The organism is Leptolyngbya sp. Cla-17, assembly GCF_016807185.1.
In the GTDB taxonomy this organism is placed as follows: Bacteria; Cyanobacteriota; Cyanobacteriia; order Leptolyngbyales; family Leptolyngbyaceae; genus ULC077BIN1.
The window spans coordinates 862,453-876,915 of the sequence record NZ_JAEVYN010000001.1 but is presented as its reverse complement, the minus strand read 5'-3'; the positions used below and the strand labels follow the sequence as shown (position 1 = coordinate 876,915).

The 14,463-nt window shown below is 47.5% G+C and carries 15 protein-coding genes; 6 read left to right on the top strand and 9 right to left on the bottom strand.

What is annotated here, in order from left to right; genetic code table 11:
- The first annotated feature begins 125 nt into the window (after positions 1–125).
- A complete protein-coding gene (locus tag JOY44_RS03995) occupies positions 126–992 on the top strand; it encodes a hypothetical protein (protein ID WP_171572425.1) in 867 nt (288 codons plus the stop codon).
- 88 nt (positions 993–1,080) lie between these two features.
- On the opposite strand, the gene psaK is transcribed toward JOY44_RS03995, so the two are convergent.
- The gene (gene psaK / locus JOY44_RS03990; protein ID WP_171572424.1) at positions 1,081–1,332 is read right to left on the bottom strand and encodes a photosystem I reaction center subunit PsaK; all 252 of its coding nucleotides are present in this window, start codon (positions 1,330–1,332) and stop codon (positions 1,081–1,083) included.
- A gap of 399 nt (positions 1,333–1,731) precedes the next feature.
- Here psaK and JOY44_RS03985 point away from each other — a divergent pair, with 399 nt between their 5' ends.
- The 3 genes from JOY44_RS03985 to JOY44_RS03975 all read left to right on the top strand — a co-directional run bounded on the left by JOY44_RS03985 (position 1,732) and on the right by JOY44_RS03975 (position 5,042).
- Complete coding sequence (locus JOY44_RS03985) at positions 1,732–2,211, top strand: tetratricopeptide repeat protein (RefSeq protein WP_171572423.1); 480 nt, start codon at positions 1,732–1,734, stop codon at positions 2,209–2,211.
- Between the two features lie 27 nt (positions 2,212–2,238).
- Entirely contained in the window at positions 2,239–3,801 is a 1,563-nt protein-coding gene (locus JOY44_RS03980; RefSeq protein ID WP_171572422.1) for a DASH family cryptochrome, read from the top strand.
- Positions 3,802–3,998: 197 nt separating this feature from the next.
- Entirely contained in the window at positions 3,999–5,042 is a 1,044-nt protein-coding gene (locus JOY44_RS03975) for an adenylate/guanylate cyclase domain-containing protein (protein WP_171572421.1), read from the top strand.
- Between the two features lie 43 nt (positions 5,043–5,085).
- On the opposite strand, the gene JOY44_RS03970 is transcribed toward JOY44_RS03975, so the two are convergent.
- The 4 genes from JOY44_RS03970 to JOY44_RS03955 all read right to left on the bottom strand — a co-directional run bounded on the left by JOY44_RS03970 (position 5,086) and on the right by JOY44_RS03955 (position 8,538).
- Complete coding sequence (locus tag JOY44_RS03970; protein ID WP_171572420.1) at positions 5,086–6,216, bottom strand: ATP-binding protein; 1,131 nt, start codon at positions 6,214–6,216, stop codon at positions 5,086–5,088.
- Between the two features lie 273 nt (positions 6,217–6,489).
- Positions 6,490–7,374 carry a hypothetical protein gene (locus JOY44_RS03965; protein WP_171572419.1) on the bottom strand — a complete coding sequence of 295 codons (885 nt, stop codon included), beginning with the start codon at positions 7,372–7,374 and terminating at the stop codon, positions 6,490–6,492.
- A 12-nt stretch (positions 7,375–7,386) separates the two neighbouring features.
- Complete coding sequence (locus JOY44_RS03960) at positions 7,387–7,887, bottom strand: hypothetical protein (protein WP_171572418.1); 501 nt, start codon at positions 7,885–7,887, stop codon at positions 7,387–7,389.
- A gap of 30 nt (positions 7,888–7,917) precedes the next feature.
- Positions 7,918–8,538: a hypothetical protein gene (locus JOY44_RS03955; protein WP_197984941.1), complete on the bottom strand. Its 621-nt coding sequence runs from the start codon at positions 8,536–8,538 to the stop codon at positions 7,918–7,920.
- A 486-nt stretch (positions 8,539–9,024) separates the two neighbouring features.
- Here JOY44_RS03955 and egtC point away from each other — a divergent pair, with 486 nt between their 5' ends.
- Together egtC and JOY44_RS03945 are read left to right on the top strand one after the other, a co-directional pair.
- Complete coding sequence (gene egtC / locus JOY44_RS03950; protein WP_171572417.1) at positions 9,025–9,810, top strand: ergothioneine biosynthesis protein EgtC; 786 nt, start codon at positions 9,025–9,027, stop codon at positions 9,808–9,810.
- The gene (locus JOY44_RS03945; RefSeq protein ID WP_197984940.1) at positions 9,779–11,068 is read left to right on the top strand and encodes an SUMF1/EgtB/PvdO family nonheme iron enzyme; all 1,290 of its coding nucleotides are present in this window, start codon (positions 9,779–9,781) and stop codon (positions 11,066–11,068) included. The genes egtC and JOY44_RS03945 overlap by 32 nt, the downstream gene beginning before the upstream one ends.
- A gap of 21 nt (positions 11,069–11,089) precedes the next feature.
- Here the strand turns inward: JOY44_RS03945 and JOY44_RS03940 are convergent, their stop codons facing one another.
- From JOY44_RS03940 to JOY44_RS03925, 4 genes are all read right to left on the bottom strand, one after another.
- Positions 11,090–11,599 carry a helix-turn-helix domain-containing protein gene (locus tag JOY44_RS03940; RefSeq protein ID WP_171572416.1) on the bottom strand — a complete coding sequence of 170 codons (510 nt, stop codon included), beginning with the start codon at positions 11,597–11,599 and terminating at the stop codon, positions 11,090–11,092.
- A gap of 109 nt (positions 11,600–11,708) precedes the next feature.
- Positions 11,709–12,065, bottom strand: a complete 357-nt coding sequence (locus tag JOY44_RS03935) for a BON domain-containing protein (RefSeq protein WP_171572415.1) — start codon at positions 12,063–12,065, stop codon at positions 11,709–11,711.
- A gap of 165 nt (positions 12,066–12,230) precedes the next feature.
- A complete protein-coding gene (locus JOY44_RS03930) occupies positions 12,231–13,283 on the bottom strand; it encodes a threo-3-hydroxy-L-aspartate ammonia-lyase (protein WP_171572414.1) in 1,053 nt (350 codons plus the stop codon).
- Positions 13,284–13,435: 152 nt separating this feature from the next.
- A complete protein-coding gene (locus tag JOY44_RS03925) occupies positions 13,436–14,257 on the bottom strand; it encodes a hypothetical protein (RefSeq protein ID WP_171572413.1) in 822 nt (273 codons plus the stop codon).
- Positions 14,258–14,463 lie beyond the last annotated feature (206 nt).

The following is a 14,463-nucleotide window of genomic DNA, read 5'->3' as shown; positions in this document are numbered from 1 at the left end:
CATCTCAACATCGATTTTCCTAGACGATCGTAGGCACTGTGTTCCAGTTGTAGAATCTATAGATGCTACGTTGGTAAAGTATGGATTGATTTTTGCTTGCAATATTTTTTAGGCGGACTAGCACGGTGATAAAGGCTTCATCTCATGCAGCAAAAGATGCATTTCGCTGGCAGTTTCTAATCAGCGCGATTCAAGATTTGCCATTGGAAAAACTCAAGACTCAAACGCTTAAACGGTTTTTCTCGCGGCATGGGGTGGGATCGGGTGGTTGGCTGATCATTGCGGCTGGCGCGGTCGCCTTGCTGTATTGGCATGGCAGGCTAGTCTTTGCCACGGTCATTGGAGTGGTGGTGATGCTGCTAGTGTATTTGATGCACGACTGGAAACCATCCATCAACGCTGTGGAAGTGCGTAAGCTGCTGCAAGGCTGGAATCAGCCATTTGTGGTTTCTGTGGGTGCAGGGGCGATCGCCACCTTCAGCACTTATCTTGCGATCGCAATTTGGGCAGAGTCTGACAGCGCTTGGATTGCATCCGGGGCAATTTTACAGGGAATGGGAACGCTGATTGGGTTAGGACTGTTAATGTGGCAAATTTGCAATCGCCAAAATCCGCAGGCTCAGATTCCAATTAATCAACTGCTGTTTGATTTGGCGCACAAAGATCCCTTGAAGCGTTTATTGGCAGTCCGACAACTGACCGATTCGGTTTCTGTATTGGATGATGAGTATCGTTTGGAGCGGCGATCGCAGGGGGCAAATCGTCCGCATAATTCTGCCAAAATCCCTTCTCGCCGTCAAATCGCTGACTACTTTCGGGTCATGCTACAGCGCGAGGAAGACCCGATTATTCGGGCAGCCGTTTTAGATGGTCTACAAACGTTGGAAATTGTTTATCAATTGCAGCAAGCGACTGAGCCAATGATTCGAGTCAGTCAGCCGCGATCGCCGACTAGAGTTAGACGGGTAGCGCCGGAGCGTTTAATGCGATAGTCCCTCGCACTTTCTTCAAGACTGCATTAATTAAAAAAGCCAGAGAATTTAAATTCTCTGGCTTTTTCGTTGATTAGCTCAAGGGTGATTACAAAACACCTAGATTAGAAAGTCCTAAAATCGCACCTGCTCCCAAAATGTGCCCCAGAGAAGCTGAGCCGATTAAAGCAGCTAAACTCATGCCACCAAAGGTCGTCGGTGCAGGACCAACGTTTTTTCGACTTATGGTAGCTCGACCGATTGCAAACGCCAAGACATTGCAGACTATCATCACGATTGCGACATTAGGACCCCAATTCACCGCTCTTTCAGCAACGGCAAGTAACGGCATATTCAACATTAGGTTATCTCCAAAAAATCTAAGTTGGCGATATTGTCTAACTGCCACTTCCACTTTGATAGGAATTGCAGCAATAGTTTACATTCTGAAGCACGGGTTGGGTATGTGAGTGCCGTTAAAGGCTGGAGAAAGGGGTGCAGAAATCACTCGGAGCAGAACCGCATCCAATATTCTCATCACCCAAGGGCTTAAACCCCCCATCCTGATTCAACAAAGTACGGCTATGGTTAAACGCGATCGCTACAGGTTCATATATAGAAATAGCTTCTATATATATTCAAAGTTGAGCACAATGGCGGATAAGAAGGGTGGGTTGTAAAAGCCAGAATGATGTGTGTATCAGAGTGTAAACAGCTACGTTGACGAACCTGAAGTCTTCAATCTTACCAAGAACTACCTATGGGTCCATCTACCGTCGTTCCCTCATCAAACCTTCATTCTGTATCCAAGCGCTGTACTCAACGGGTATCTCTCAAAACGAATAGTCTATTAACCGCCAAAACGCTTCATCGCCTGTGGTGCAGTCGGGGTGCCGTTCTCACCAAGCAAGGCTATTACGAGGCTGCTCTTGCCAGTTTTGAAGCAGCCCTCCGCATTCAACCGAATCGTTCTAAAACCTGGGTGTTTCATGGGGTGGCGTTAGTACACCTTCATCACTACAAAGCTGCCTTGGCGAGTTTTAACCGAGCCTTAGATTTATCTAACACGAATCGTGAAGCTTGGCTGTTTCGCGGGTCTGTGTTGAAAGAGTTGCAGCAATATCAAGAAGCGCTGTTTAGCTACAGTCAAGCGTTAAAGTTGCAAAAGCAAAATTCTGATGTTTGTCGGGACTATCCCATGTGGAACTCATCCAAAATCGATTGGACATTGGTAGAGTAACGGGACGTGTAGCTTAATCCTCCCATCATGACTGATCAGCGAATCTTGATTTGGTTTCGTAGCGATTTGCGATCGCACGACCATGAACCCCTGCACCGTGCCATTCAAGCAAACCCTGATTTTTTGCTGCCGCTCTATTGTTTCGAGCCGCGTCAGTTTGGGCAAACCTCCTTTGGCTTTCCTAAAACGGGCGCATTTCGGGCACAATTCTTGCTGGAAAGTGTGGCAGATCTGCGGCGATCGCTCCAGTCCCTCGGCAGCAATTTGATTATCCGTCAGGGCACCCCAGAATCCGTGATTCCTGACTTGGCGAAACAGTTAGGCATCACCGCAGTTTACTACCACCAAGAAGTCACCTCAGAAGAAGTTGCGGTGGAAAACTCAGTACATCGGATGCTAGAGGCGATCGGGGTCAAGTGTCACCGCTTTTGGGGACACACGCTGTATCATCCCGATGATCTGCCCTTTGAAATCAGCCAACTGCCAGAAGTATTTACCAATTTTCGCAAGCAGGTCGAAAAAGAAAGCACAATCAATCCTGCCTTTCCCACACCCAAAAGTCTTCCCCCTTTGCCCTATGTGCCCGCTGGCGATTTGCCGACCTTATCCACCTTTGCGCTAAACCCACCTGCCTTTGACAATCGTGCTGTCCTGAAATTTGAGGGCGGCGAAACCGCAGGTAAAGCCCGTCTTGATCACTACTTTTGGCAACAAGATTGCCTCAAGACTTACAAAGAAACTCGAAATGGCATGGTGGGGGCCGATTATTCCTCAAAGTTTTCTGCATGGTTGTCGTTGGGCTGTCTTTCGCCTCGCTATATTTTTGAGCAAGTGCAGGAATATGAAACTAAGCGAGTGCAAAACGATTCAACTTACTGGCTGATTTTTGAACTGCTGTGGCGAGATTATTTTCGGTTTATCTGTGCCAAACATGGCGATCGCATTTTCCGGTTGTCTGGGCTGCAAGGAATGTCTATTCCCTGGAAAGAGGACTGGCAGCGGTTTGACCTATGGCGCGAAGGTAAAACGGGCTTCCCGCTGGTGGATGCCAACATGCGAGAAATCGCGGCTACCGGATTTATGTCTAATCGGGGGCGGCAAAATGTTGCTAGTTTTCTCACCAAAAATTTGGGCATTAACTGGCATATGGGCGCAGAGTGGTTTGAGTCGCTGCTGGTTGATTACGATGTATGCAGCAATTGGGGCAACTGGAACTATACGGCGGGTGTCGGCAATGATGCCCGTGGCTTCCGCTTTTTCAACATTCTCAAGCAATCTACAGACTACGACCCCGATGGCAGCTATGTAAAACACTGGTTGCCCGAACTGATACAGGTTCCCGCAGGTAAAGTGCATGAACCGTGGCAGCTTCTCCCCGTAGAACAGCAGCGTTTTAATGTGAAGCTTGGCGTGGACTATCCTAATCCGGTGGTGGATTTGTTTAAATCAGCGGCGGCAAATGAGGCAATTTACAATGCAGCGATGCAGAAAGCTGGGATGGGTGCTAAGGGGGAATTTAGCGGAGCATGGGAGCGCGGCAAGAATAAAAATAAGCTAGGGAAAGACAAGCCAATTAAGCGGAAAGGGTGAGAAAATGGCGAGGAACGCGATCGCGCCCACCCGTTACAATAACGATAGATTGGGGTGCTACTGATAGTGTTTAAGGTCTGTTTTGAGAGGCTGCCTATCTCAAGGAGACTTGCTATTCTCATGCTTGGCTTGTTTTAATCCGGGCTTTTGAGTGGGTTCAGTGTAGATTCAACCATACGGTGACATCAGCCCACACTATGACGCAGATCTTTTATTTACCCGATGAAAATCTGATCGAAACAGAAAACGCCAATACCTTGCTTACAGCGGCTTTGGAAGCGGGAATTCCTCATACACACGTCTGTGGCGGCAATGCTCGTTGTTCTACCTGTCGAGTATTGATTTTAGACGGGGAAGAATTTTGTGCGCCTCGAACCCCAGAAGAACAGGTTTTGGCAGATCAGTTGGGCTTTGAACCCTGCATCCGCTTAGCGTGCCAAACGATGATTGCCCGTAAAGGCAAAATTACTCTGCGGCGGCTGTCTCTGGATGCCGATGACATGGCAATGTTTTTTGACCAGGCATCTAAAAAATCAGCTCCTTCTTTATTGGGGCAAGAAAAGCACGTCGCCATTTTGTTTGCAGATATTCGAGGGTTTACTACTTTTTCAGAAGCGCTATTGCCCTACGATGTGATTTATGTTTTGAATCGCTACTTTCAGCGGATGGCAGAGGTGATCAATCGCTATGGTGGCACGATTAATGTCTACATGGGCGATGGGTTTATGGCGCTATTTGGGCTAGATAATCCCGATCGCGCAGCGGAACGAGCCATTCGAGCAGGAGTGGCAATGCTGTCAACGTTGGAAGAACTAAATCCATCCTTGGAAGGCTTATACCAACAGCGGTTACGAATTGGTATTGGAGTGCATTACGGCGGCACTGTGATTGGCACCATTGGCGATCCTAAAAATCCTAAAATGACCGCGATTGGGGATGCTGTGAATTTGGCAAGCCGGATTGAAGCTGCCAATAAACCTTTAGGAACAACCTTTCTCGTTTCCGAAGAAGCATATATCGAAGCTAAAGACCATGTTCTAGTAGGGCAATCGTTTCAGGTAGACATTCCGGGTAAAAGCGGAAAATATACCCTTTACGAAGTCAATAATGTTACTCCTTCTACAAACGGCAAAGAGTTTGGCATACTGCCTTCCGTCCCAGAAAAGCGCCACCATTTAAGCTCAGTTAAACGATTGATGACGGCTTTGGGATCGTGGTTGAAACGGTTGATTGGGAAGTGAGCGCCAGTGGGCTAATCTGAAGCTTGAAAAATCTGATAGCCCACTACTTCTCCTGCTTTTCTCTGGGCAAGGTTACGGTAAAGGTGGTGCCTTGCCCAAGGGTGCTACAAACGCTGAGGCTGCCGCCTTGAAGTTCTGCACATTGTTTGGCGATCGCTAAACCGAGTCCAGTTCCAGGAATTTGCCCAACGTTACCAGCACGATAAAAAGGTTCAAATAAATGTGCCAGCGTTTGTGGAGGAATGCCAATGCCTTCATCAGAGACGCTCAGACTAAAGCGATCGGTTTCACACTGCAAACTTAAAGACACAGTGCCGCCGTCAGGAGAGTACTTCACTGCATTACCGAGCAAGTTGTTTAATAAGTGCCACAGGAGTTTTTCATCTAGAAACGCCTGATAATGCTCAACGTTGGTGGAAAAAAGCAGCGTGTGGTGGTCATCGCAGTTTACCTGTAGCACTTCTATCAGTTCTTTACAAAAATCGACTAGATCAACCTTTAAAGGAGACCATTGCAAAGTGCTAGCGTTTGAATGCTCTAGGGTTAGTACATCTTCTAATAATTTATTCAGGCTGTTCGTTGCCGTTTGAATCCGCTGGACATAGCGCATTTTTTTATCATCAGGCAATAGGTGGGTATTTTGACTTTGCAAGACTTCTGCAGCAAACTTGATGGCAGTTAATGGATTGCGGAGTTCATGCGCCAGCAGACAGAGGTACTCTGATTTTTCTTGCGCCAGTTCTTCAGCGGCAGTTTTTCCGGCTTGAACCGTTTTCAAGGTTTGATGCACTTCCAGTTCTGATTTGTGGCGAGCGAGTGCAATTTCAATCGTGGTGGTAAGGGATTTTTCACTGAATGGTTTCATCAGATAGCCAAACGGTTCAGATTGCTTAACCCGCTCTAAAGTGGCGTGATCGGCGTTGGCAGTCAGGTAAACCACAGGTAATTGAAAATCTGTTTGGATGATTTGAGAGGCTTCAATGCCATCCATTTTGCCTTCCAGCCGAATATCCATCAATATTAAATGGGGACGGGTGATAGCGACTTTTGCGATCGCCTCTTCGCCAGAGACTGCCAATCCCGCTACGTCATATCCCAAAATTTCTAAAGTTTCTCTCAGATCATCCGCAACGAGTTGCTCGTCTTCCACAACCAAAATTCTGGTACGCGCCATGCCGAAATCCCAAGTAGTGCAGTGATCCTGTCAATCAATATCGAAAGCAGCGTTGATTAATTAACAGTGATGGCGAAAGATAGTAGTGAAAAAGGGGCGATCGCCGCAAGATATAAAAGCTGATATAAATTTTGCAGATTCTATCAATAAACTAATAGACGTAAATAACAATGGTTGTAACAGGTTTACCGACAAAAAGGCAATTAACACAAAGACGGGCTGGTTTAGATTAAGTCAATCTAAATCAGCCCACTCTAATGATGAATGCCCCAGTTAAATTTCAGCGACAGCGCGTTCAATCAAGCGCCGTGCCAAAGTTTGCACACCGGTATGACGGTAGTACTTCACATTCATATCCAGCAATGCGCCCAGGTAATCCGCTTTGTCGTCGGTGAATTCAATCACACCCTTGAGATTGTGCATCAATCCACTCTGGGTCGCTCCTGTAGAAGAGACGAAGTTTTTCATCCAACCTTTTGTGGAATCAAAGCTTTTGGTAATAAAGCCCAGCTTGTCACTAGAGTTGTTGCCAGGAATCAGATCCTTGACGCTTTTGTAGGTTTGATTTCCTTCCAAATCTGAAGGATTGCTGCCTTGGACATTGCCAAGCGCTTTCTCAGCAAACTCGGGACCCAAGGGAATTAGCCCATCGAAGCAGACCAATGCCGCCATCCGCATGAGCGACTCGCCACTGTAATCGCCTAATGCTCCAAGAAAGTCACCAATGCTGTCGCCGGGGATGCCGTTAATTTGGCAGAATGCAACCAGCTCAGTCACCAATTTGACAGATAGGTCAATGCTTTGAGCTTTTTCTGGTTTTGGACTGATATTTTTGAGAAATCCCAAAAATGTATCTTGTCCAATGCGGTTGGCGAGGGCACCCGCTCCTAGCAAGCCAGATCCTCCTTGGACCGTGTCATACAGCCAGTAGGCGCGCTGATAGCCCTGGGATTTGTCGTTGTACAACGCGACTGCCCGTTCACCAATTTGCTGAATCAGCGCTTCATCAGTTTCGCCGGTGACTGCGCGAATAGTGTTGTCGAACCCAGTCAAATTTTGCCATTGTCCAGGAACGAGCGTATCTAGCGACTTCATCGCCATCACGGTAATGCCGCCACTGGGGAGGTCGTCAACGAGTTCAAAAATCGATTTACTCACAGATAAGACTCCTTATTTCTGTTTGGACAGACCGTTTAGATTAAATTTTTGGATCCAATTTACGCGGTCTTGCTTGGTAAAGGATGGATCACGAGATTGAGCTTTGACTTGAAAGCGATCGCTCACCAAAACGCCCGTCCCGTTTTGCCCTTGGTCAACACTGGGGAAACCAGCAATTTGGGAAGTACTTTGTTTATATTTACTGGTAGACTCTGGCGTGCTAACCGTATCGCTGATGGAAAGCATCGCCACATTTTTGCCGCCTTTATTGACCTTATGTTCTGCAAAACCTTTCTTTTCTTGAGCAGCCACGACCGAAAAGCCATCGGCTGACCTAGGAAAATATTTGTTGAGCTGAGTTCCGTTGACGGCTTGTTTAGAAACTGCTGATTGACCCTGAGTTTCTTTTTGAACCTGGTCATAGCTGGACGGAGGCTTATCCCCACAGGCAACTGCAACCAGTGACAGGCTTAATAAGGCAGGAACGAGAAGTGTACGGGAAAAAGCAATCATGGCACTCTCACTAAATACGAAAAATGGGGACTAGCCAGCAGGCTGAGGCACCAATGTTGGGTTAGGCGCTCTTTGAGGAAGTGGCGGCAGTTTGGTCACTTGAGTCACAGGCTTTTGAGCCGCAACCGGCGCGATCGCTGGCTTCATTTTTGCCAATGCTTTCAGGTCAAACTTTTGTAGCCACTGCACCCGATCTGTCTTAGTAAAAGAGGGATCGCGGGAAAGGATTTTCACCTGATAGCGATCGTTGACCAGAATTCCGGTAGCATTAGCGCCTTGCTCGACTGCTGGATAGCCTGCTACTTTCTCGGTTGCTGCTTGATACTTAGCAGCCGCAGAAGGAACACTGGTTGTATCACTAATCGACAGCATGGCAACGTTTTTGCCATCTTTGTTCACTTTATATTCAGCGAATCCTTTCTTCTCTTGGGCGGGAACCACTTCATAGCCCCTGATGCCATCGGGAAAAATCTTGTTGAATTTTGCGCCTTGTTCCGCTTTTTTAGCAACTGCGGAAGATGCACCCCGTTGGGTCGTGTCTTTTTGAACCTGAGAATAGCGAGATTGTTGAGTAGGAGCGCAGGCTGAGATAAACAGCACTAGGCTAAGCAACAAAGGGGCAAGAATTTTGCGCCAGCGAGCAGAGTTCATAAAGGTCTCCTTAAAAGAATAGGACAATTGAAAATTTTGTCGTAACTTACCTTTTTCTGTAGCAAAATACTCAAAAATCTTAAGACAAATATTTAAGAATCGCGAGCGGAAATCTACAGTAAAAAGTTTTGCATATTAGGCGTATTGACCTGTAATTCAAACCTGAGATCCATCATTAAAAACTTTTGCCTCTGTTGTCTTCATCCTTAGTGCATAAGTACGCGATGTAGGCTCTTCTTAAACAACGCGATCGCCCTTGTTATTTAATTTCTGTCGCCTATCCTTTTTCTCCCAAAATTAGGAGAATTCTTTCCGAAATAGGAGAAGGAGATACGGATTGAAGTCTGTATCCGCAATGGGGAAGGGATTTAAGCTAAGAGTCGCACAGATAGGATGCACTCCAAACAGTACTTCAAGGTTGGGTGCTAAGCAGCCATTTAACAATTTGTGTAAAGATTTGGAAAACCCACTTTTTGTTTTTAATCCATGTGCCGCTTACTGGGCTATTTTGGCGCTTCTGTGCCCCTCGATCAACTCCTGTATAAGCCTGAACATTCTCTGATTGTGCAAAGCTATCAGCCCCGTGAGATGACTGCGGGATTGCTGAATGCCGATGGGTTTGGAGTCGGCTGGTATCATTCGCAGCGTGATGTTGATCCGTTTTTCTACAAGAACACGCTGCCCATTTGGAATGATATTAATTTGCCTAGCCTTAGCCGTTATGTCGAATCGAGCTGTGTGTTAGCGACTGTTCGTAGTGCCACAGCGGGCATACCCGTTGATTTAAGTAACTGCCAACCCTTTCAATCTAAGAAAATTTTAGGCATTCATAATGGTTTTATTGCCAATTTTCGCCAAACGCTTTATCGCCCGATTCGAGAACATCTGAGTGATGAGGCGTATCAATCAATTCAAGGCACAACTGACTCTGAACATATTTTCGCGCTGATAGTTCATGAGCTGCAAGCTTCACCGATCTCATTAACAGAGGCTGTGAGGCGATCGCTGGAGCTACTTTCCAAACTTGGCGAGAAACATGGAACCGATTTCTCTGCAAATCTAATCATCACCGATGGACAGCAGATGGTTGCCGTTCGGTATGCTAGCCGAGATCCGGTGCCCAGTCTCTATTGGCTGAGAGATGATCTCCTGTTTCCCGATGCCGTTTTGATTGCTTCCGAGCCGCTATTTGACAGTGATTGGATTCCTTTTCGCGATCGCAGCATTCTTACTATTGCCCATGACCTCACTATCGAAACCCACGATCTCTAGCCGCTCACTCCCGCTTGTGGGTTCTCGGCTCCTCACTTCTCACTTGCGCCAATGCATGACAGAATGCCGCGAGTCTACTCTGTCTTTGTTTAAAGGCATGGATTATGAAACTCTGTGTTGTCATGCTCATCCAGATTTCAGTCCGGTGGGCTGGCATTTGGGACACATTGCCTACACCGAATCACTTTGGCTGCTAGAGCGCTCCGCCGGATATCTCCCTCAGTTCCCTGAATATCATCGCCTGTTTGCAGCGGATGTTTTGCCAAAAGTCGATCGCGTTAAACTACCTAACCTGGCAGAAATCGAAGATTATTTAGGCAGTATTCGAAAACAGGTTTTTGCCTATCTGGTGATCGCGCCCATTGAGCAACAAGAGCGGTTGTGGCGATGGTTATTGCAGCACGAAAGCCAACATTGTGAAACGATCGCCTTAGTGTTGGCAATCAAAGCAACGCAAGAAACAGCCCAATCTTCATCCTTTATCTCTTACCCCTTGCCTCCCATCCCTGACTCTGCAATGGTGCAAATTCCGGCGGGTGCTTTTGAGATGGGACATGAGGCGATCGCGGCGCTGGATAATGAACGCCCCAGTCATCGGGTGAATCTGGGAGCATACTGGATTGATCAGTATCCAGTCACTTGTGAGCAATACCGTTTGTTCATGCAAGCGGATGGATACAAAACTGCTGCCTACTGGTCAGTCGAAGGTTGGCAATGGCTACAGCAACGTCCAGTGACTCAGCCGTTTTACTGGTCAGATGACTCAGCTTGTGACCTACATCCCGTTTGCGGGGTCAGTTGGTATGAAGCGGAAGCCTATGCCAACTTTGTTGGTAAGCGATTGCCCACAGAAGCCGAATGGGAAAAAGCAGCGGCATGGAAAAGCGCTGCCCAACCACCGTTAATTTATCCTTGGGGCGATGAAGCTCTGTCTCCATCACTCTGCAACTACGGTCACGTTATCGGGCAGACCACTCCGGTAAATACTTACCCCCAGGGAGTTAGCCCCTTTAGCTGCCACGACATGCTGGGGAACGTGTGGGAATGGACTAGCTCATGGTTTAAGGGCTATCCAGACTTTGCTAGCTACCCTTACCAGGGTTATTCCCAGGTATATTTTGATGACCAGCATCGAGTGTTGCGGGGCGGCAGTTGGGCAACGCGATCGTGGGCTTTACGCAATACCTTTCGCAACTGGTATCATCCCCATGTGCGAGAGATCTTTGCAGGGTTTCGCTGTGCCCAAGATGCTTACTAAACACTCAAAACTTTTTTCCGGCTACATAAAACGACTGGCTAATCGCATGGCATCGCCTAAATCGACGTTGCCATCGTTGTTGGAATCTAAAAAGTTGTTGAGCAGCGGATTGGAGTTTCCTTCAAGGGTTTTGCCAGAACCCAGCAAATTGAGCAAGATTGGAATCAGTGAAGCCAGTAATCCTTGAACAGTGCCAGCAGGCAATCCTGTGCGCTGGGCGATTTCTGTGGCAATCTGAGCTTGTTGATCTGGAGAAAACAGGGCAGATACAGCGGCAGGGTTGGAGCCAATGCCGCCAAACTGGTTGACGATCGCCGCTACTTGAGAGTCTCCGCCTGCTGCTTGTTGTTGCTGCAACGCCGATCGCACATGCCCGCCCAGCATGGATACCATCGTTTCGCCTGTTCCGGCATCAAGGTTGTTGTTGCTAGCGATTTGTTGCACCGTGCCCAAAATATCGCTCATCTGATCAGGATTCGCTTGTTGATTAGGGTTAGCGATCGCGCCCATAATTTGGTCAAAAAGTCCCATCGTTCCACACTACTAAACTGCCATCATCATACGCAAAAGGCTCAGTCATTTTGTACTGAGCCTTCTTCTTCAATCTTTTAGGAAACGGCTCAACGAATCAAACTCGCTATTAACCGATTTCTACTCCGCTGGTGTCAACCGAAGTTGCACCGCTCACGCTGGATGCGACAGACGTTGCCTTGGTTAAAAAGTCCTGGCTAGGCACTTTCCCCTTTAATACAACAGTGCCACCTGTTTGAGCAACCCACAGCGTTTCAACATCATCAATTTGTCCATCGTCATCAAACGCTTTAGCAACGCGCTTCGCCAAACCACTTTGGTCATATTCTCCATCCAAACCCACACGCTCAGCAGGAATAGCACTACCTGTAGGAGCATTTGCAGGAGCCGCTTCCGCAGGAGCCGCCGCTTCCGCAGGAGCAGATTCAGCCTTCTTTCCACCAAAAATTCTTTGTAAGAAACCCATAGGTTCAGCAATCTCCTAATATTATGATTCACAATGCAGGTTAGCTTAAACAAGCTGTTCAGCACATTACCAAAAGATAGAGAAAAATTAGCGTTATGCAAATGACAGGGTGAGACAACTTAAGGAAGATTCCCACTGGAAGAAAGTAGCATTGAGGTTAGCCCACTAACTTAACTCCTGGGCTAACGGCTTTTCAGACACCGCTTTTTTAGATTGCGATGCTCTGGATAACAACTTTCCTGCCTGTTTCAAATCCACATTGCCGCCACTAATAATCACACCAATGCGGGCGTTAGGCAACCGAAGCACGCCTTCTAGCAGAGCGGCGGCGGCAAGCGCTCCAGTCGGCTCCACCACAATTTTCAAACGTTCCCATAAAAAGAACATGCTGCGAAGAATTGCGGTTTCGGAAACAGTGACCATATCGGCTGCATAGTTGAGGACAAGGGGAAAGGTGTAAGTGCCTAGGCAAGGGGTTCGAGCGCCATCGGCGATCGTGTCAGGATTATGCACTGTTTGCAGAGTTTTGCTGTAGAACGATCGCGTGGCATCATCGGCTCGTTTTGGCTCCACCCCCACCACTTGGCATCGGGGTGATAAGGTATGAGCCGCGATCGCACAGCCAGAAAGCAGTCCACCGCCGCCACAGCACACCAGCAGCACATCCAATTCGCCCACCTCGTCAATCAGTTCTTTTGCGGTGGTTCCTTGTCCGGCAATTACAGCCGGGTGATCGTAAGGTGGAATTAAAGTCAATCCGCGTTCAGCCGCCAAGGTTTTTCCCAGCTCTTCTCGGTTCATCGTTTCGCGATCGTAGAGCAATACTGACGCACCATAGTCACGGGTGGCAGACTGCTTCACCGCTGGAGCATCCGCAGGCATCACAATCCTGGCAGGAATGCTAAGCAATCGACTGGCTAACGCGATCGCCTGAGCATGGTTGCCCGATGAATAAGCAATCACTCCTCGCTGCCGTTGTTCTGGCGACAACTGCGCCAACGCATTATAGGCTCCGCGAAATTTGAAGGAACCCGTCCGCTGAAAGTTTTCGCATTTAAAAAAGACCTGACTGCCCACCCGGCGATCAACCGTCGTTGAAGTGAAAACGGGAGTGCGATGGGCGTGCCCCTGAAGTCGAGTGGCTGCGGCCTCAATATCTGTGTAAGTCACTGCTAACAAAGGTGATGCGGCAGGTGGGAATGATTCAGAATCACTCATGGTGAAGGGCAAAAAAAGAAATTGCCTTCATGCTATCGCTTTGACGCACTCAGTTTGACAAGGGTTCAGTCCCCCAGTTGGATAATACAATTCAACAAAGCTCCCAATTCCCATGAATCAGGAGCCTTGTCTAGATGTTTATAAGGGAATAATTACTCAGCAGACTCGATCGCCTTGGCTGCTTTGCTCAACTGTTTGCCCAGCTTTTGCACCACAGTTTTAAAGCCGAGAGGGGCTTCAGAAGCGATTTCAGCAGTTTGCTCACCCAGACGAGCTAGCACTTCCGAGATCTCTTCAGGCTTCGCTTTACTGCGTTTTAGCACTTGCTTCAGTTCTTTCAAACCGCTGGCGATTTCCTTAAATTGCTCACCTTCGGCTTTGTGTACCATGCCATACCACATATCAATGGCAGCAGCAGAATCTTCAGATTTCAGAGAGGCAATTTTCTCGCCGTCTAGGGTTTCAATCAAAGAATTGATCTCATCCAGATGTTCTTGGTTGTCTGCCTTGTTAATTGAAGCGCCAACGTGGGCGAGTTGCTTACCCAGCTTTTGCAGGGTTGGTTTTGCACTCTTATCTGCTTCAGAAACACATTCACTAGTTTGCTCACCCAACTGCTCCAATATTTCACCGATCTCGTGGGCATCTGCCTTACCACTTTTCATCAACTTTTGAAGCTGTTTCAAGCTACTAGCGATTTCCTTTAACCCTGGCTCTTTTGCTTTGTTGAGAAATCCATGCCACTGATCAATAATGCCTAGTGCAGCTTCTGGCTCGACGCTGCTGAGATCGCCGTTGAGCGTCTCGATTAGTTCATTCAATTCTTGGTTGGTGTCTGATTCACTTTCAGCGTCACCCGCGATCGCTTTGGAAGAATTTTGTTGCTCATGCTTGCTAGATTTTTGCTCCTTAGCATCTTCTTGATGAGCCTGCTTCTGCTTTGTATCCGTTTCTTTAGATTGCTTGCTAGCCATGGGATTCATCCAAACAAATATGAGATGTACAGCCGTTAGCCTACAAAGCCAAACTTTGGGAGACCTCTTTCATAAGAAGCAACCTGAATTTACGAAGGTAATTCCCTAGAGGGGTGACTCATACCGAGTCATAGCTGGGTTGCTGATTTTGAGATCGATGATAGTGAGTGAGTTTTGGTACAACGCCTTAGAAAGCGATTGGGTTT